The sequence below is a fragment of the Cellulomonas wangsupingiae genome (genome assembly GCF_024508275.1).
GTDB classification, from domain to species: domain Bacteria; phylum Actinomycetota; class Actinomycetes; order Actinomycetales; family Cellulomonadaceae; genus Cellulomonas; species Cellulomonas wangsupingiae.
The window spans coordinates 3,357,617-3,375,815 of the sequence record NZ_CP101989.1; the positions used below are offsets into that span (position 1 = coordinate 3,357,617).

The 18,199-nt window shown below is 73.7% G+C and carries 18 protein-coding genes; 9 read left to right on the forward strand and 9 right to left on the reverse strand.

The features are described from left to right. Positions 1 to 50: 50 nt before the first annotated feature. Complete coding sequence (locus NP075_RS15525; protein ID WP_227566172.1) at positions 51 to 629, reverse strand: winged helix-turn-helix domain-containing protein; 579 nt, start codon at positions 627 to 629, stop codon at positions 51 to 53. Positions 630 to 706: 77 nt separating this feature from the next. Between NP075_RS15525 and NP075_RS15530 the strand changes: the two genes are divergently transcribed. Continuing rightward, the gene (locus NP075_RS15530) at positions 707 to 2,065 is read left to right on the forward strand and encodes an MFS transporter (protein ID WP_227566171.1); all 1,359 of its coding nucleotides are present in this window, start codon (positions 707 to 709) and stop codon (positions 2,063 to 2,065) included. A gap of 52 nt (positions 2,066 to 2,117) precedes the next feature. On the opposite strand, the gene NP075_RS15535 is transcribed toward NP075_RS15530, so the two are convergent. Beyond that, the gene (locus tag NP075_RS15535; RefSeq protein ID WP_227566222.1) at positions 2,118 to 3,404 is read right to left on the reverse strand and encodes an adenylosuccinate synthase; all 1,287 of its coding nucleotides are present in this window, start codon (positions 3,402 to 3,404) and stop codon (positions 2,118 to 2,120) included. A gap of 171 nt (positions 3,405 to 3,575) precedes the next feature. Further along, complete coding sequence (locus tag NP075_RS15540) at positions 3,576 to 3,992, reverse strand: DUF3151 domain-containing protein (protein WP_227566169.1); 417 nt, start codon at positions 3,990 to 3,992, stop codon at positions 3,576 to 3,578. Between the two features lie 131 nt (positions 3,993 to 4,123). Between NP075_RS15540 and NP075_RS15545 the strand changes: the two genes are divergently transcribed. Further along, on the forward strand, positions 4,124 to 4,489 hold the full coding sequence (locus tag NP075_RS15545; RefSeq protein WP_227566167.1) for an STAS domain-containing protein: 366 nt from the start codon (positions 4,124 to 4,126) through the stop codon (positions 4,487 to 4,489). Between the two features lie 18 nt (positions 4,490 to 4,507). On the opposite strand, the gene NP075_RS15550 is transcribed toward NP075_RS15545, so the two are convergent. After that, positions 4,508 to 6,601 (reverse strand): SpoIIE family protein phosphatase, encoded by a 2,094-nt coding sequence (locus tag NP075_RS15550; RefSeq protein WP_227566165.1) that lies wholly within the window; start codon positions 6,599 to 6,601, stop codon positions 4,508 to 4,510. A 138-nt stretch (positions 6,602 to 6,739) separates the two neighbouring features. Between NP075_RS15550 and NP075_RS15555 the strand changes: the two genes are divergently transcribed. Further along, the gene (locus tag NP075_RS15555) at positions 6,740 to 7,153 is read left to right on the forward strand and encodes an STAS domain-containing protein (RefSeq protein WP_227566163.1); all 414 of its coding nucleotides are present in this window, start codon (positions 6,740 to 6,742) and stop codon (positions 7,151 to 7,153) included. A 105-nt stretch (positions 7,154 to 7,258) separates the two neighbouring features. On the opposite strand, the gene fbaA is transcribed toward NP075_RS15555, so the two are convergent. Both fbaA and NP075_RS15565 read right to left on the reverse strand, forming a co-directional pair. Beyond that, on the reverse strand, positions 7,259 to 8,281 hold the full coding sequence (gene fbaA / locus NP075_RS15560) for a class II fructose-bisphosphate aldolase (protein WP_227566157.1): 1,023 nt from the start codon (positions 8,279 to 8,281) through the stop codon (positions 7,259 to 7,261). A gap of 85 nt (positions 8,282 to 8,366) precedes the next feature. Beyond that, entirely contained in the window at positions 8,367 to 9,059 is a 693-nt protein-coding gene (locus NP075_RS15565) for a TrmH family RNA methyltransferase (RefSeq protein ID WP_227566156.1), read from the reverse strand. 111 nt (positions 9,060 to 9,170) lie between these two features. Between NP075_RS15565 and NP075_RS15570 the strand changes: the two genes are divergently transcribed. After that, positions 9,171 to 9,962, forward strand: a complete 792-nt coding sequence (locus NP075_RS15570; protein WP_227566154.1) for an IclR family transcriptional regulator — start codon at positions 9,171 to 9,173, stop codon at positions 9,960 to 9,962. Between the two features lie 21 nt (positions 9,963 to 9,983). On the opposite strand, the gene nhaA is transcribed toward NP075_RS15570, so the two are convergent. The 3 genes from nhaA to NP075_RS15585 all read right to left on the reverse strand — a co-directional run bounded on the left by nhaA (position 9,984) and on the right by NP075_RS15585 (position 13,279). Beyond that, the gene (nhaA, locus tag NP075_RS15575) at positions 9,984 to 11,246 is read right to left on the reverse strand and encodes a Na+/H+ antiporter NhaA (RefSeq protein WP_227566152.1); all 1,263 of its coding nucleotides are present in this window, start codon (positions 11,244 to 11,246) and stop codon (positions 9,984 to 9,986) included. Between the two features lie 192 nt (positions 11,247 to 11,438). Next, entirely contained in the window at positions 11,439 to 12,329 is an 891-nt protein-coding gene (locus NP075_RS15580; protein ID WP_227566150.1) for an NAD(P)-dependent oxidoreductase, read from the reverse strand. Next, entirely contained in the window at positions 12,326 to 13,279 is a 954-nt protein-coding gene (locus NP075_RS15585; protein WP_227566148.1) for a DUF4862 family protein, read from the reverse strand. The genes NP075_RS15580 and NP075_RS15585 overlap by 4 nt, the downstream gene beginning before the upstream one ends. A gap of 249 nt (positions 13,280 to 13,528) precedes the next feature. Here NP075_RS15585 and NP075_RS15590 point away from each other — a divergent pair, with 249 nt between their 5' ends. From NP075_RS15590 to NP075_RS15610, 5 genes are all read left to right on the forward strand, one after another. Further along, positions 13,529 to 14,587 carry a TRAP transporter substrate-binding protein gene (locus NP075_RS15590; protein ID WP_227566146.1) on the forward strand — a complete coding sequence of 353 codons (1,059 nt, stop codon included), beginning with the start codon at positions 13,529 to 13,531 and terminating at the stop codon, positions 14,585 to 14,587. Between the two features lie 29 nt (positions 14,588 to 14,616). After that, complete coding sequence (locus NP075_RS15595; protein WP_227566145.1) at positions 14,617 to 15,120, forward strand: TRAP transporter small permease; 504 nt, start codon at positions 14,617 to 14,619, stop codon at positions 15,118 to 15,120. 14 nt (positions 15,121 to 15,134) lie between these two features. After that, positions 15,135 to 16,445 carry a TRAP transporter large permease gene (locus NP075_RS15600; protein ID WP_227566143.1) on the forward strand — a complete coding sequence of 437 codons (1,311 nt, stop codon included), beginning with the start codon at positions 15,135 to 15,137 and terminating at the stop codon, positions 16,443 to 16,445. A gap of 85 nt (positions 16,446 to 16,530) precedes the next feature. After that, positions 16,531 to 17,361 (forward strand): 5-dehydro-4-deoxy-D-glucuronate isomerase, encoded by an 831-nt coding sequence (gene kduI / locus NP075_RS15605; protein WP_227566140.1) that lies wholly within the window; start codon positions 16,531 to 16,533, stop codon positions 17,359 to 17,361. Between the two features lie 31 nt (positions 17,362 to 17,392). Next, positions 17,393 to 18,181, forward strand: coding sequence for an IclR family transcriptional regulator (locus NP075_RS15610; protein ID WP_227566139.1), 789 nt, complete (start codon positions 17,393 to 17,395; stop codon positions 18,179 to 18,181). The last annotated feature ends 18 nt before the right edge of the window (positions 18,182 to 18,199 follow it).

Consider the following 18,199-nt stretch of genomic DNA (forward strand, 5'->3'; position numbering starts at 1 on the left):
GCGCGGCGCGGCGGGTGCGGGCACACCGGGTGCCGTGTGGACGCGTGCGGTCACGCGGGCGGCGTCGGCGCGAGCGGGAAGGCGTCGAGGTGGACGCGGATGCGCCGGTACCGACCGTCGCCGGGCTCCCGCTCGCGAGCGAGGGTCTCGAACTCCTCGATGACGGCACGCGTCCGGGTGATGAGGTCCGCGGTCTCGTCCTGCGTGAGCAGGATGCTGGAGCTCGTCGCGACCTGGGCCTGCCAGTCGTCGTCGAGGTGGTCGACCCAGGCCGACATGGTCTGCGCGCGGTCGGCGACGACCGACCGCAGCACGGCACGTGCGGACGACGCGGTGTCGGGGTCCTGGAGCAGGTCGGCGTCGTCGAGGGAGAAGCCGACCGCGCGCCACCACCGCTCCCGACCGCCGGTGTGCGCCGGGTCGTCCTCGACGAAGCCGTGCCGCTCGAGCTGCCGCAGGTGGTAGCTGGTCTGGCCGCTCGACTCCCCCAGCGCCCGCCCGAGCATGGTCGCGGTCGCCGGGCCGTCGTTGGTCAGCACGGAGTACATCGCCATGCGCAGCGGGTGCGCGAACGCCTTGAGCGCGTCGGCGCCGATCCCGTGCGGCTCCCGGGTCTTGTCCTCAGCCATGTGCAGAGCTACCTTTGCAGAGTTATCTCTGCAAAGGTTTCTCTGCAGAGCCGTCCCTCCACCCTAGCGAGGCCACCATGGAGAGTGTCGTCAGCCCGGGACCCGCGGCGCACCAGGACGAACCGACGCCCGACGCCGCCGCAGCGACCACCCCGCAGGGCACCGCGCCCCGGCTCGGCAGCCGCTTCCACGCCCTGCTCGCCGCCACGGGCGCCGCGAACCTCGGCGACGGCGTCGTCCAGGCCGCGATCCCCCTGGTCGCGCTCGGCCTGACGCGCTCGCCGTCCCAGATCGCGCTGCTCACCGCGGTCGCCTGGCTGCCCTGGCTCCTGCTCGGCATCGGCGCGGGCGTGCTCGTCGACCGCGTGGACCGGCGCCGCGTCCAGATCGGCGCGCTGGTCGCGCGCGGGGCGCTGCTCGCCGTCGCCGCGTGGCTCGCGGTGCACGGCCTGACGATCGCCTGGCTGATCGCGCTCGCCCTGGCCTACGGCGTCACCGAGGTGCTCGCCGACCTCGCCGCCGGCGCCCTCGTCCCGGACGTCGTCGCCCCCGCCGACCTGCCGGCCGCCAACGGCCGGATCATGGCCGTCCAGCAGGTGGCCAACGCCTTCCTGGGCGGTCCGCTCGCCGGCCTGCTGCTGACGCTCGGCACCGCGTGGGCCCTCGGCGCGCCCGCGGCCCTCGCCGTGCTCGCCGCCGCGGTGCTGTGGCGCGGCGTCCCGGGCGTCTACCGCCACGCCCCGGTCGCGCCCGACGCACCGCACGACCCCCGTCCGGGGGCGGCCGCCGCGGTGCGGCGCGCGGGCCGTGACGTCCGCGAGGGCCTGAGCCTCGTGCTGCGCCACCGCGTGCTGCGACCCGTGGTCCTGGCCGCCGCGCTGCTCAACATGGCGAGCACCGCGTACTTCACGGTGTTCGTGCTGTGGGCGGTCGGGCCCGGGTCCCGGATCGGCATGACCGCGGGCACCTACCCGCTGCTGCTCGTCGCCCTGGCGGTCGGCGCCGTGGCCGGCTCGGTCCTCGTCGCGCGCGCCGCGCGGGCGCTCGGCGAGGTGCGCCTCATGGTCGGCGCGTTCACGCTCGCGTTCGCGCTGCTCGTCGTCCCCGTGGTGGCGCCGCACCCCGCGGCGGTCGCGGCCACGCTGCTGCTCGTCGGAGCCCTGAGCACCACGGGCAACGTCGTCAACGAGACGCTGCGCCAGCGCATCGTGCCCGCTCACCTGCTGGGGCGCGTCGGCGGCGCCGGCCGCACGCTGTCCGTGGGCCTGATGCCGGTGGGCGCCCTGCTCGCCGGTGGGGCGGCCGAGCGGTGGGGCCTGGCCGCCACCATGCTCGGCGCCACCGCCCTCGCCGTGGCCGTCGCCCTCGCGCTGGCCGCGAGCCTGCGCGGGACGACGCCCGCCGACGTCGCCACGCCGGACGGTCGCGCCGCGTGACCGCGCCCGCCGCCGGCGAGCGCGAGGCGCCCGGTCGGACGCCTCGCCGTCCTCAGCCCAGGAGCTCGTGCCGGACGATCGTCGCCTCGCGGCCCGGGCCGACCCCCACCGACGAGATCCGGGTCCCGGACACGTCCTCGAGGTACTGCAGGTACCGCTGCGCGGCCGGGGGCAGGTCGTCGAAGTCGCGGGCGCCCGAGATGTCCTCGGTCCAGCCGTCGAGGTACTCGTACACCGGGCGCGCGTGGTGGAAGTCGCTCTGGTCGATCGGCATCTCCTCGACGCGCCGGCCGTCGACGTCGTACGCGATGCAGACCGGGATGCGCTCGCGGCCCGTCAGGACGTCGAGCTTGGTCACGACGAGGTCCGTCAGCCCGTTGACCATCGACGCGTAGCGCACGACGACCGCGTCGTACCAGCCGGTGCGGCGCGGGCGGCCCGTCGTGGTGCCGAACTCCCCGCCGGTCTGGCGCAGCCACTCGCCGTCGGTGTCGAGCAGCTCGGTGGGGAACGGCCCCTCGCCCACGCGCGTGGTGTAGGCCTTGGCGACCGCGACGACCCGGTCGATGCGCGTCGGGCCGACGCCCGAGCCCGTGCACGCCCCGCCCGCGGTGCACGCGGACGACGTGACGAACGGGTACGTGCCGTGGTCGACGTCGAGCATGGTCGCCTGCCCGGCCTCGAAGACCAGGGTCTTGCCCTCGTCGAGCGAGCGGTTGAGGAACTGCGGGGTGTCGGCGACGAAGGGGCGCAGCCGCTCGGCGTGGCGCAGCAGGTCGTCGAGCGTCTCGTCGACCGTGATCGCGCGGCGGTTGTAGATCTTGACCAGCAGGTGGTTCTTCTGGTCGAGCGCGCCCTCGACCTTCTGGCGCAGGATGCCCTCGTCGAACAGGTCCTGCACGCGGATCCCGATGCGGTTGATCTTGTCCGCGTACGTCGGGCCGATGCCGCGGCCCGTCGTGCCGATGCGGCGCTTGCCGAGGAACCGCTCGGTCACCTTGTCCATCGTGCGGTTGTACGGGGCGATGACGTGCGCGGCGGACGACACCAGCAGGCGCGACGTGTCGACGCCGCGGGCCTCGAGCGCGTCGATCTCCTCGAACAGCACCTCGATGTCGACGACGACGCCGTTGGCGATGACGGGGACCACGCCCGGCGTGAGGATGCCCGACGGCAGCAGGTGCAGGGCGTACTTCTCGCCCTCGATCACGACCGTGTGACCAGCGTTGTTGCCGCCGTTGAACTTCACGACGACGTCGGTGCGGTCACCGAGCTGGTCGGTCGCCTTCCCCTTGCCCTCGTCGCCCCACTGCGCACCGAGCACCACGACGGCCGGCATGACGATCACCACTCCCAGGCTGCCTGCGGTGCGGCTCCGCCCGCAGACGGGCGCGAGCGGGCTCGCGACGCGGGGGTGCCGAGGACGCGCGGCAGTCACGCGTACCACCGGCAGGGTACCGGAGCGCCGCCGGACGCCCCGGGGACGTCCGCGGACGACCCCCGTCGCGGCTCAGCGCAGCGCAGCGACCTCGTCGGCCGACGTGCCGCTGTCCTCGAGCAGCCGACGGCACCTCTCGCCCTCCGCGACCTCGCCGATCGCGTCCGCCGCGACCGCCAGGGCGAGCACCGCCCGCAGGAACCCCTGGTTCGGGACGTGCGCCACCGGCACCGGGCCGCGTCCCCGCCAGCCCGCGCCGCGCAGCGCGTCCAGGCCCCGGTGGTAGCCGGTCCTGGCGTACGCGTACGCCGCGACGGGGTCGTCGGCCCGCTCCGCGAGCAGCGCCCACACCAGGGAGGCCGCCGGGGCCGCCGGCACCACGTCGCGCGGGTCCGTGCCGGCCGCGAGGGCGTCACGGGCCACCGCGTCGGGACCGGCGGCGGGCAGCAGCGTCGGCGCAGGGCCGTCGAGGAGGTTCTCGTGGGTCATGGCGCCAGTCTCGCACCGCGCCGGACGGAGGGGTCGCGGGGTCCTGCGCTCACGGTTACAGTCGAACATCCGACCAGTACCCCGCCCCCGCGGGACCCCCTCGCCGGTCGGCACGGACCCCAGGACCTCTCATGATCGAGATCTCGACGTCGTCCACGACGACGACGCTGGTCATCACCGGTGACCTCGACCTGGCCGAGCGCGACCAGTTCCCCGAGGTGACGGCACGCATCGTCGGCCTGCGTCGCCAGCTGCTGGTGATCGACATGTGCCGCGTCACGTTCATGGACTCCACGGGCGCGGCGTTCCTCATCTCGCTGGCCGACGCCGGCCGGCGCCGCGGCGGTGCGACCGTGCTGCGCGGCGCAGCCGACCGGGAGCTGTTCGTGCTGGAGATCTGCGGCGCGCTCGAGCTGTTCCGCATCGACACGGACCACCGGTGCGAGCTGGGCGCCGGGGCGCTCCCGACGAGCCGGGACGCGCCCGCGCCTGCCTGACCGGCGGGCGTCCGGGCGTCACGTCACCGGGCGCGCTGCGCCGGGCATCTCCCCCGGGCGGACCTTCGCCCACACCACCTTGCCGGCGCGCGACTGCCGCCAGCCCCAGTCGGCGAGCCGCTCGACGATCTGCATGCCGAACCCGCCGACCCGGCCCGGGTGCCCGTCGGTCGTGATCGGGGGCGTCGGGTTGGCGTCCTCGACCTCGATGCGCAGCCCGTCCCCCGTGTCGTGCAGCTGCAGCGCGACGTGCCCCCAGCCGTGCAGCACGGCGTTGGCGACGAGCTCGGAGACGACGAGCTCGGCGTTCGCCGCGTCGGCGATCTCCCACGTCTCACACGTGCGCAGGACCGCGTGCCTGGCCCTGCCGATCGACGCCGGTTCGCTCGGCAGCGCCCAGCGGCGCCGGCGCGGGCTGACGGCCCCGGCGAGCTGGTCGTCGGGGCCCGGGACGCGCAGCACGACGACCGCGACGTCGTCCTCGGGCTGGTCCGCGAGCCGCGAGAGCAGGTCCTCCCCGATGCCGGCGGCGTCGCGGGCCGTGACGCCCGCCGCGACGGTCTCCAGCACCGCCAGCCCGTCGCGCAGGCTGCGGTCGCGCCGCTCGACCAGGCCGTCGGTGTAGTAGACGACGACGTCGCCGGGCGCGAGCACGACCTCGTCGGTCGCGCGCCCGCCCGCTCCGAAGCCGATGAGCAGACCGCCCCTGCCGGTCAGCTGCCGCGCCTGCCCGTCGCGGACGTGCAGCAGCGGCAGGTGCCCCGCGCGCGAGTACCGCAGCACCCACCGGCCCGCGTCGTCCCGGTGCAGCGCCGAGTAGACCAGGCTCGCCGCCCGGGCGATGCGCATGCCGCCGAACAGCTGGTCGACGCGGTCGAGGACCGGACCGGGCGTCGTGATGTCGAACGCGTACGACCGCACGACCGAGCGCAGCTGGCCCATGGTCGCGGCCGCCTCGACGTCGTGGCCCACGACGTCACCGATGACCACACCGATCGTCCGGGCGTCGATCTGCAGGACGTCGTACCAGTCGCCGCCGACCTGCGCGTCGTCCGCGTTCGGGGAGTAGTACGTCCAGACGTCGAGGCCGTCGACCTCGGCCTGCTCGGGGAGCATCGCGCGCTGCAGCGTCTCGCACAGGCGGTGCTCACGGTCGTACAGGCGCACGTTGTCGATCGACAGCCCGACGCGGCGGGCGACGAGCTCGACCACCGTGCGGTCGTGCGAGCCGAGGGCCTCGACCCCGCCGCCGCCGTGGGGACGCACCACGAGCAGTCCGACCGTGCGCCGCCGCCCGGGGACGGGCTGGACGACGACCCGGGCGTCGTCGCCGGGGACGTCGGGCCGCAGCCGCTCGGCGAGCCAGTGGGCGTAGGTGCCCTGCGGGTGGTCCGCGGCCAGGTCCAGCTCGAGCACGTCGTCGCGCGCACCCGCCAGGAGCCGGCCCACCGGGTCGTCGGTGCAGCGCGACAGCATGCGTCCCGACGGTCCGTGGTGCCGTGCCGTGCTGCGGTACGGGCCGAGCCCGTCGGCCGCCCACAGCCCGTTGTCGAACAGGAAGAACCGCGCGCGCTCGACGACCTGCGACTCCAGCAGCGCCGCGATCTCGCGCAGCCCGTCGGGCTCGTCGACGTCCACCAGCAGGTCCGACACGCGGGCGATGAGCGACAGGCTGCGGCGCTCCCGGCGCTCCTCGGCGACCAGCGCCGCCTGCTCCGCGGACGCCGTCAGCTCGGTCGTCAGGTCCTGCACCGCGGCCACCAGCGTGCCCGGCGGGACGTCCGGGCCGGCCGGCACCGCGGACAGGTGGGCGACGCAGCACACGTGCGCACCGTCGGCCCGGCGCAGCACCACCGGGTGCGAGGACGACTCCGCGAGGGCCGTCAGCGCCGCCTGCGGGTCCGACGGGCGCACGCGGGGGTCGGTCAGCACGTCCACGCCCACGACGTCGTCCGCGGCGTACCCGACGGCCCGGGCGAGCGCGTCGTTGACCCAGGTGACGTGCAGCCGCGACCGCTCCGCACGCAGCACCGCGAGGGGGATCTGGGTCGCCCCGAGGGCCGCCGCGAGGGCCGACGAGCCCGGCCCGAGAGCGGCGGACGGACCTCGCACGTCGCTGTGCGGCGTAGGCTCGGCACGCTGTTCGGTGGCAGGGGAGTTGACCACCACCACCTCCGATCGTCTAGCGTGCCGAACGGACGGAAGGCTCGACCACCCCGGTCAGCCCCTCCAGCGCCCGGAAGGAGCATCGTGCGAGACGGTAACAGCCCTTCCGCCGAGGATGAGGCCACCACGGCCGACGCGTCGGCGGCGGTGACCGCCGGGGAGCCCGGCGCCGTTCAGGTGATCGTGGGCGCCGACCGGACACGGATCGTCCTGTCCGGCGAGGTCGACGCGGACCTCGGCCCGGAGCTGCAGGAGGCGACGGCCGAGGCGGAGCAGCGCGGGCTGCCCATCGAGGTCGACGCGCACCACGTGACGTTCATGGACTCGTCGGGCGTGGCCTTCCTCGCCCGGCTGTCGATCCGCAGCGAGCACCGCGTCCGCCTGCTGCGCGTGCCGCCGACCGTGCGCTTCCTCCTCGAGGTCACGCGCATCGGCGAGCTCCTCGACGTCGTCGACGACGACGAGGCACCGTTCGAGCCCGTCGAGCCGACGGCCTGACGGCCGGCGCACCGGGCACGCCCGGGCGCACGGCCCGCCGGAACGCCGACGGCCCCGGTCCCCCTCGCGGGGGCCGGGGCCGTCGTGCGTCATCAGGCCGGCGGATCAGCCGATCCGGGTGCCCGCCGAGCGCAGCTGCTGGCACGCCTCGACGATGCGCGCGGCCATGCCCGCCTCGGCGAGCTTGCCCCAGGCGCGCGGGTCGTACGCCTTCTTGTTGCCGACCTCGCCGTCGATCTTCAGGACGCCGTCGTAGTTGGTGAACATGTGGCCGACGACCGGACGCGTGAACGCGTACTGCGTGTCGGTGTCGATGTTCATCTTGATGACGCCGTTGTCGACCGCCTCGGCGATCTCCGCGGCCGTCGAGCCGGACCCGCCGTGGAAGACGAGGTCGAACGGCGACTCCTTGCCGATCTTCGCGCCGACCTCACGCTGGATGTCCGCGAGGATCGACGGGCGCAGCTTGACCGCACCCGGCTTGTACACGCCGTGCACGTTCCCGAACGTCAGGGCCGTCAGGTAGCGGCCCTTCTCGCCGGCACCGAGGGCCTCGACGGTCTTCAGGCCGTCCTCGGCCGTCGTGTACAGCTTCTCGTTGATCTCGGCCTCGTGGCCGTCCTCCTCGCCACCGACGACGCCGACCTCGATCTCGAGGATCGTGCGGGCCGCCTGCGACAGCTCGAGGAGCTCGGCCGCGATGACGAGGTTCTCGTCCAGCGGGATGTCCGAGCCGTCGAACATGTGCGACTGGAACGTCGGGTTCTCGCCGCGCTTGACCTGCTCGGCCTCGAGGGCGAGGAGCGGGCGGACCCACGAGTCGAGGTTCTTCTTGACGCAGTGGTCGGTGTGCAGCGCGATGGTGACGCCGTAGTTCTTGGCGACCTCGGTCGCGTACGCCGCGAGCGCGAGCGTGCCGCTGACGCGGTTCTTGATCGTCGAGCCGGAGGCGTACTCAGCGCCGCCGACCGAGACCTGGATGATGCCGTCCGACTCTGCCTCCGCGAAGCCCTGGATGGCGGCGGTGACGGTCTGGGACGACGTGATGTTGACGGCGGGGTAGGCGAACTTGCCGGCCTTCGCCCGGTCGATCATCTCGGCGTAGACCTCGGGGGTGGCGATGGGCATCGCGGCTCTCCTGATGTTCGGGTGCGGTACGACACGAGTCTGCCACCACCCGGCCGTCGGCGTTCCGGGACGTCCACCGGGACCGTCAGGAGCGTGCGTGCGTCGTCATCCACGTGTGCATCGCGATGGCACCGGCGGCCCCCGCGTTGAGGGACCGCGTGCTGCCGTGCTGCGTGATGTGGACGACGACGTCGCACACCGCCTGCGCCTGCGGGGTGAGGCCCGTCGACTCCTGGCCGAGCAGCAGGACGCACGCGCGCGGCAGCGGCGTCGTCTCGATCGGCACCGAGCCCGGGACGTTGTCCACGCCGACGACCGGCAGCCGTCCCCCGCCCGGGCCGGCCCCTGCCGCCCACGTCGCGAGCGCGGCCGCGTCGGGGTGGTGGTGCACGTGCAGGTACCGGTCGGTGACCATCGCGCCCCGCCGGTTCCACCGCCGTCGCCCCACGACGTGCACGCCGGCGGTGTTGAAGGCGTTGGCGGTGCGCACGACCGAGCCGATGTTGAGGTCGTGCTGCCAGTTCTCGATGGCGACGTGGAACGGGTGGCGGCGGGTGTCGAGGTCGGCGACCACCGCCTCGACGGTCCAGTACCGGTAGGCGTCGACGACGTTGCGGCGGTCGCCGTGCGCGAGCAGCTCGGGGTCGTACCGGGGGTCGAGCCCGCCGCCGGGCAGCCGGGGCCACGCGGCGGGCCCACCGGGCCACGGGCCCACGCCCACGGGCTCGTCGGGCCGGTCGCCGGGCACGTCGTCGGACGTCCCGCCGGTCGGCGTCACCTCGCCGTCCCATCGCGCTGACCTGCGACCTCACCCGTGCACGGCATGCTCCGAGCGTAGCCGCGGGCGGGCGCGGCACCGGGCGCCGGCGGGCCCTCCTACGCTGGGGCCATGGCACACCCGGACGACGTCGCCGCACCCCGGCCCGGTGCGGACCGGACGGCGTCCCCCGTCGAGGCCGTCGACCGCGCGCTGCGTGTCCTCGAGGCGCTCGCGGCGGCCGGCCCGCACGGCGCCGGACTCGCGGACCTCGCGGCCGGGCTGGACCTCAACAAGACGACCGTGCACCGCACGCTGGCGGCGCTGCGCCACCGCGGCTTCGCGTCGCAGGAGCCGTCCGGCCGGTACGCGCTGGGACCCGCCGCGACGCGCCTGGCCGAGGACTACTTCGGCGACGAGAACCTGCCGGTGCTGCTGCACCCGGCGCTCGTGGCGCTGAGCCGTGAGGTCGACGAGCTCGTGCACCTCGGCGTGCTCGGCGGGCGCGAGGTCGTCTACCTCGACAAGGTCGAGCCCGAGCGTCCCGTGCGGGTGTGGTCGGCGATCGGCCGACGCAGCCCTGCGGTGACCACCGCGCTCGGGCGGGCGCTGCTGGCCTACCGCGGGACCGACCGGGCGGCGCTCGCCGGCTACCTCGACACCGCCGGCGTCGACGCCGAGCACGTCTGGGAGGCGCTCGAGCGCGCGCGCCGTGACGGGTACGCGACCGAGGTCGAGGAGAACGAGGCCGGAATCAGCTGCGTCGCGGTCCCCCTGCTGCGCGCGGGCGCGGCCGTCGCGGCGGTCTCGGTCACGGCACCCGTCGAGCGCATGACGCCGTCGCGCGTCGCCGGGCTGCACGCGGCCGTCGCGCGCACGCTGCCTCCCCTGCTGCCCGCGGGGCTCACCCTCCCCCGGCCCTGAGGCGGGCCGGGGGACGGCGGGTCACCTCACGGACGCGGAGGGCTGCCCGCCGGTGACGTCCCGGCGGGCCTGGACCCGGGTCCGCCAGGTCAGGAGGGCACCGCCGAGCGCGGCCGCGGCGAGCGAGCCGAGCAGGATGGCGGCCTTGACGTTCTCGCCGTGCGGCGAGCCCGCGTCGAACGACAGCTCGCCGATGAGCAGCGAGACCGTGAACCCGACGCCGGCGACGACGCTGACGGCCGCCAGGTCGGGCCACCGCACGCTCGGGTCGAGCGTGGCCTTGGTCAGCCGCACCAGCAGGAACGTCGCCAGCAGGATCCCGACGGGCTTGCCGAGCACGAGCCCGAGGGCGACGCCCTGCGCGGCCGGGTCCGACACCGCGTCGGCCAGCGCGCTCGGGCTCATGCTCACGCCCGCGGCGAACAGCGCGAACACCGGCACCGCGAGGCCCGCGGACACCGGGCGCCACACGTGCTCGAGGCGCTCGGCGCGGCTGACCGTCTCGCCGCTGCGGGCCAGCGCGGGCACCGTGAACCCGAGGATGACGCCCGCGATCGTCGCGTGCACGCCGGACATGTGCATGAAGGTCCACGCCAGCACGGCGAGCGGGACGAGCAGCCAGGCGGTGGTGCGGCGCCGCACGAGCACCGCGAACACGGCGATGGTCAGGAGCGAGACGCCGAGCCACACGATCTGCAGGCCGACGGCGTAGAAGACCGCGATGACGACGATGCCGAGCAGGTCGTCGACCACGGCGAGCGTCAGCAGGAACGCGCGCAGCGCCGTGGGCAGCCGCTTGCCGAAGACGGTGAGCACGGCCACCGCGAACGCGATGTCGGTCGCCACGGGGATGGCCCAGCCCTCGGAGCTGCCGCCGGCCTGCAGGTTGACCACCGTGTACACCAGCGCGGGCACGGCCATGCCGCCGACGGCCGCGAGGATCGGGACGATCGCGGTCGACGGGCGCCGGAGCTGGCCGTCGACCATCTCGCGCTTGAGCTCGAGGCCGACCACGAAGAAGAAGATCGCGAGCAGACCGTCGGTGGCCCACTGCGCGACCGTGAGGTCGAGGTGCAGCGCCGCCGGCCCGACGACCGTGTCGCTCAGCGCGGCGTAGCCGCCCGCCCACGGGGAGTTCGCCCAGACCAGGGCGACGACCGCGCCGAGCAGCAGCAGGATCGCCCCGGCGTTCTCGGCACGCAGCGTGTCGGCCAGGTTGCGCAGCGATCCGGGGGTGAGCGGCCCGATCACGCGGGTACGGCGCTCGGGGGTGGGGTCGGTCATGACAGTCCTCGCGTCAGGTCAGGGCACGCCGGGCGCCGGTGCCCGGGGCGTGGCGGTGGAAACGTAGTCGAGCGTCGGTGGCACCCCCGTGGCAGGACGTCCCCCGGGGGCACGGGCCCGCGGTGGTACCCGCGCCTGCCCGTGTCGCGCACGGAGATGAGTGCGCCGCGCGACGTGCAGGGCGCACCGGGCTCAGCCACGGGGGGTCCGCGCGGCGAGCCAGTCCTGCACGACGGACGTGTCGAGGTCGCCGAGGCCGGCCGCGGTGACGTCGGTGAACACCTCGAGCAGCACGTCCGTCAGCACCGTCGCGGTGCCGGTGGCGCGGGCCTCGTCGAGCGCGGCGCGCAGGTCCTTGACCATGTAGCGCGCCGGGCCCGACGGGCTGTGGTCGTGCGCCACGAACCGGTGCTTCTTGACCTCGAGCAGGCGGCTGGCCGCGTAGCCGCCGCCGAGCAGGTCGAGCATCCGGCCGACGTCGAGCCCGGAGCGCTCGGCGACGACCGCGGCCTCGGCCAGGGCGGTGACGGTCGCGGCGACGACGACCTGGTTGCACGCCTTGGCGACCTGCCCCGACCCCAGCGGGCCGAGGTGGACGGGCGTCCCGGTGGCACCCAGGACGGGCAGCACGCGGGCGACGTCGTCGTCCGCGCCGCCGACCATGACCGCGAGCGTCCCCGCCGCGGCGCCCTCCTGCCCGCCGCTGACGGGCGCGTCGACCACCCGCACCCGGCCGTCGGTGCGGGCGTCGAGCGTGGTGGCGAGCGCCCGCACCCCGGCCGGGGCGCTCGTCGAGCACACGACGAGCACGAGCGGGCCGGTGACGCCGGCGAGCAGCCCGTCGGGGCCCTCGAGCACGTCGACGAGCTCGGGCAGGTCGGGCAGCACGGACAGGACGACGTCGCTGTGCGCGGCCAGGGCGCGGGCGGTGGCGTGCGCGGTGGCGCCGGCGGCGACGAGGCCGGTGGTCGCCTCGGGCCGCCGGGCCGTGACGTGCAGGGGGTACCCGGCGGCCAGAACGTGCCCGGCCATCGGTGCGCCCATCGTGCCGAGGCCGACGACGCCGACGCGGGTCGCGCTCATCGGGCGGCGCCGGCCGCCGTCACCTGCGCGAGTGCGGCGCGGGCGACCTCGATCCGGGTGGCGACGTCCGCGTCGGCCGGGCGGACGGCGACCTTGACCGCCACGAGGCAGCCGGGGTCGGTGAGCGCGAGCGCGGCCGCGATCTCGTCGGGCCCGAGCAGCGAGTCGGCCGAGGCCGCGAGCGCCGGCGCGTCGCCGCGCGGCGGGATGTGCGCGTCGGCCCACGGCGCGCCCCACTCCGTCGTCACGTCGGTGGCGCCCGAGAGCACGAGCGCCCCGAGCAGGCCGGCGTCGCGTGCGGCCCGCAGGTGCTCGAGCGGGGTGTGCAGGCTGCGACCCTCGATGGCCGAGCGGCCCCAGTTGACCGCCAGGGCGGGCCCGGAGCCGTCGGTGCGGGCGAGGTCGGCGAGCACCGTGAGCTCGTCGTCGAGCGTGAGGAACCCCTTGGCCGGCACCTGCCCGGTGACGAGGGCGTCGCAGTGCTCGACGAGCAGCCGGGCACCGGCCAGGTCCCACGTGGCGATCTCCTCGAGCGACCGCAGGAGCGCGTCGCGGCTCCCGCCGCGGGGGCCGGGTGCGCTGTGGACCTGGATCGCGGCGACCCGCGCGGCCCCGGCGGCGGCCTGCGTCGCGGCGAGGTCGGCGGCGCGCCGGACGTCGTCGAGCGCCCGCCGACGGCCGTCGGGATCCCCCGAGGCCAGGCCGTACACCGGGTCGTCCGCGAGGCGGCCCATGACGGTCGGGATGCAGGTCACGAGCAGGTTCAGGTCGTCACGCGCGGCGAGCAGGGCCGGTTCGGCGGGGGTGCCGGGCGCGGGCAGCGGCAGCTCGAGGCCGCCGATCGGGAGGTCGGCGACGGCGGCCCAGAACTGCGCGCGTGCGGCGCCGTCGGCCGGGGCCATCGCGTACGCCCCGAGCAGGGGCAGGTCCGACGAGGGGGTGAGGTGCATCGTTGCTCCGTCTCACAGGGTGGGTGGTACACGCCGGACGGCGGCCCACCCGGGACCAAGGTTGTGCTGCGCGGCCCCGGACATCCGGCAGGGTTTGTTCCGTGCCTCGGAACATGGTTCCATACTCGTGGCACTGACAGCGAGGTCAGCAACGCCGGACAGCGATGTCCGGCACAGCCCCCCCCGGGCGGTGCTCACCGACACCACCCGCTCACCTCCCCCGGGTGAGCCGACAGAGGAGTAGTCCCCATGAGGCGATCCAAGGCCGCCACGATCACGGCCCTCATCGGCGCTTCCGTGCTCGCGCTGACGGCGTGCAGCGCGGGCACCAGCCCGGTCACGCAGGACTCCCCCAGCGCGTCGTCCGACGACACCGCGGCGAAGCCGAACGCGGACACGCTCGTCATGAAGGCCGCGTTCAACCAGCCCGAGACCCACCCGCAGTACATCGTGCTCGACGAGCTGGGCGACAAGCTGTTCGAGGCCACCGACGGCGCGTACGACATCGAGGTCTTCCCCAACGAGACCCTCGGCGCGCAGCGCGAGACCATCGAGCTCGTCCAGGCCGGCACGATCGAGATGGCCTACGTCGGCGGCCCGCTGCTCGAGAACTTCAACCCCGACTTCGTGGTCTTCAACCTGCCGTTCGTCTTCGACTCGCCCGAGCACCAGTCCGCGACGACGAACGACCCCGAGATCGTCGGCGACCTGTACTCGTCCCTCGAGGACGAGGGCATCAAGGTCGTCAGCGCGTTCCACGGCGGCGTCCGGTCCGTCTACAACGCCGACAAGCCGATCAACACGCCGGCCGACCTCGCGGGCATGAAGATCCGCGTCATCGAGTCCGACACGAACATCGAGATGATGGCGCTGATGGGCGGCACGGGCACCCCGATGGGCCAGGGCGAGGTCTACACCGCCATCCAGTCCGGCGTCCTCGAGGGCGGCGAGAACAACGAGCTCATCTACTCGAACCTCAAGCACGCCGAGGTCGCGCCGTTCTACAGCTACACGCGCCACCTCATGTTCCCCGACTACCTGATCATCAGCCCGGCCGTCTACGACGCCATGACGCCCGAGCACCAGGAGATCTTCACCGACCTGCTCGCCGAGGCCCGCGTCGAGGAGGCGAAGCTCTGGAAGGAGCAGGTCGCCGAGGGCATCAAGGCCGCCGAGGCCGCCGGTGCGACGTTCAACGAGGTCGACACGGACGCGTTCACCGAGGCCATCGCCCCGCTGACGCAGAAGAAGCTGACGAACGACGTCACCAGGACGATCTTCGACCAGGTCCGCGCCGCGGCCGAGTGACGACGAGGCGACGCGGAGAGGCCCGACCAATGACCAGAGCAAAGTCCCTGCTCGACCGGCTGCTGACGTGGGTGTGCGTGGTGCTGTTCGCCGTGCTCGTCCTCGACGTCACGTGGCAGGTCTTCGCCCGACAGGTCCTCGACCAGCCCAGCACGTGGTCCGAGGAGCTCGCCAAGTACCTGTTCATCTGGCTGGGCCTCTTCGCGTCGGCGCTCGTCTTCGGCGAGCGCGGCCACATCGCGGTCGACTTCGCCGTGAAGAAGCTCCCCGGCAAGGCCCAGGTCGCCGTGGCGGTGCTCGTCCAGCTCTCGATCCTCGTCTTCACCGCCCTCGTCCTGATCTGGGGCGGGCTGCGGGTCGTCGACCTGGCGTGGGACCAGAACCTCACCGGCCTGCCGGTGAACGTCGGCCCGCTGTACCTGGCGCTGCCGATCTCCGGGGTGCTCATCGCCCTGTACACCGTCTACCACCTGGTCAGGATCCTCACCGGCGCCGAGCGCGCCGTCGAGGACGCCGAGCCTGACGTCCTGTGAAGGAGGCCTGACCCATGGACCCCGCAGCGCTCGCAGCAGTCATCCTGCTCGCCGGCATCGTCGTCTTCCTGCTCCTCGGAGCACCCATCAGCATCGCGGTCGGCCTGTCGTCGCTCGCCGCGATCGTCACCGCGCTCGGTCTCGAGAACGGTGTGCTCACGGCCGCCCAGCAGGTCTTCCGGGGGATCAACTCCTTCCCCCTGCTCGCGATCCCGTTCTTCGTGCTGGCCGGCGTGATCATGAACCAAGGCGGGATCGCGCTCCGGCTCGTCAACGCCGCCAAGGTGATGGTCGGGCGCATGCCCGGCTCGCTGGCCCAGACGAACGTCGCCGCCAACGCGCTGTTCGGCGCGGTGTCCGGCTCGGGTGTCGCGGCAGCCGCCGCGATCGGCTCGACCATCGGCCCGATCCAGAAGCGCGAGGGCTACGACAAGTCCTTCGCGGCGGCGGTCAACATCGCCTCGGCGCCCTCGGGCATGATCATCCCGCCGAGCAACCTCATGATCGTGTACTCGCTCGTCTCGAGCGCCTCGGTCGCCGCGCTGTTCGTCGCGGGCTACATCCCCGGTGCCATGTGGGCCGCGGCCTGCATGATCATCGTGTACCTGTACGCCCGCAAGCGGCCCGAGCTCAAGGTGACCGAGCGGATCAGCTTCCGCGACGGCGCCAGGACGATCCTCGCCGCCGTGCCGGCCCTGCTGCTCATCGTCGTGGTGATCGGCGGCATCCTCGCCGGGTACTTCACGCCGACCGAGGGCTCGGTCATCGCGGTCGTCTACTCGCTCGTGCTGTCGTTCATCTACAAGACGATCAGGGTCGGGCAGCTGCCGACCATGCTCATGGACGCGGCTCGCACGACCGCCGTGGTCATGTTCCTCGTCGGGGTCAGCTCGATCATGGGCTTCGTCATGGCGTTCGCCCGGATCCCGCAGATGGCGTCGGAGGCGATCTTCTCCGTCAGCACCAACCCGGTGGTCATCCTGCTGCTCATCGCGGTCATCCTGCTGATCCTCGGGTGCTTCATGGACCCGACGCCGGCGGTGCTGATCTTCGCGCCGATCTTCCTGCCGATCGTCACGGCCATGGGGATCGACCCCGTCCACTTCGGCATCATGATGGTCTTCAACCTCTCCATCGGGACCATCACGCCACCGGTCGGGCCGATCCTCTTCGTGGGAGCCAAGGTCGCGGACATCTCGATCGAGGCGGTGATCCGGCGCCTGCTGCCCTTCTTCGGCGCGCTGGTGCTCGTCCTGATCATGGTGATCTTCACCCCGGCGCTGTCCCTGTGGCTGCCCACGCAGCTCGGCCTCATCACCCCCTGACCGACCCGCCGGGACGCCGCGCACCTGCGCGGCGTCCCGGGCGGGCGGCCCCGCGCCGCCCGGACGCCCCCACGGAAGGTTCCCCATGGAACAGCGCTACGCGACCAGCCCCGAGCAGATCCCGGGCATGGACACCGCCGAGCTCCGCCACCGCTACCTCGTGCCCGGACTGTTCGTCGACGACGAGGCGAACGCGGTCTACACGCACCACGACCGTGTCGTCCTGCTCGGCGCCAAGCCCGTCACGGGACCGGTCGCGCTGCCGACGTTCCCCGAGATCCGCTCCGAGTACTTCTTCGAGCACCGCGAGGGCGGCATCGTCAACGTCGGCGGCACCGGCACCGTCGCGGTCGACGGCACCTCCTACGAGCTCACCCACGGCTCGTGCCTGTACGTCGGGCGCGGTGCCCGTGACGTGACGTTCACGTCGGCCGACGCCGCGAGCCCCGCGCGCTTCTACCTCGTGTCCGCGCCCGCCCACACCGCCTACCCGACGACGCTCGTCGCGGCCGGCCAGGGCAACGTCCGCGAGCTGGGCGACCCGCTGACGTCGAACCGCCGCACGCTCAACCAGTACATCCACGAGAACGGCGTGCGCTCCTGCCAGGTCGTCATGGGCGTGACGACGCTGCACCCGGGCAGCATGTGGAACACCATGCCGGCGCACACGCACGACCGCCGCACGGAGGCCTACCTCTACTTCGACGTCCCCGAGGACGCGCGGATCGTGCACCTGCTCGGACGCCCCGACGAGACCCGGCACCTGGTCGTCGGGAACGAGGAGGCGGTCATCTCCCCGAGCTGGTCCGTCCACTCGGGTGTCGGTACCGCGAGCTACAGCTTCGTGTGGGCCATGGCGGGCGAGAATCAGTCGTTCGACGACATGGACGGCTTCCCCATCACCGACATGCGTTGACGGTTCCGACCCGCGACGAGAGGTGAGCCCCATGGCACGGACCCAGCCCACGCCCCCGGAGCAGGACGCGGCGGGCGCGAAGACGAACGCGAGCGAGAAGACGCTGCTCGTGCTCGAGGCGGCGCTGCGCCATCCCCGGTTCACGGACGTCGTCGAGGCGACGGGCCTGGCGAAGGCCACGACGCACCGGATCCTGAGCACGCTGGTCGAGCGGAGCTTCGTCGTCGTGACGCCGGACGGGCTGTACCAGCCCGGCCCGCAGATCCTGTCCCTCGCGGGGCAGGCGCTGCAGCGGCTCGACATCTCGGCGATCGCCGAGCCCCTCGTCAGCGAGCTGGTCGACCGGGTCCACTGCACGGCCCACGTCGGGGTCGCGAACGGCGACGAGATCGTCTACCTCGTCCGCACGGACTCCGACAAGCCGTACCAGATGCCGTCGCGGGTCGGTCACGCGATCCCCATGCACTCCTCGGGGATCGGCAAGGTCGTGCTCGCCGCGCGCGGCGACGACGAGATCGAGCGCTTCGTCGCCCGCTCCGGCCTGCCGCAGCGGACCGAGCGCACGATCACGCAGCTCAGCGCGCTGCGTGAGGAGCTGGCGCGGGTCCGCGAGCGCGGGTACGCCTTCGACCTCGAGGAGAACGTCCCCGGGATCGTCTGCGTCGCCGCCCCCGTGCGCGACCACACCGGCACCGTCAAGTACGGCGTCAGCATCTCCACCCTGGCCGTCGAGTGCTCCCCCGAGCAGCTCGAGGCCCACGCCCCGGCGGTCGTCGAGACCGCCGGCCAGATATCGGCGGCCCTGGGCTACACGCCCTGAGGCACCACCTACGGAAGA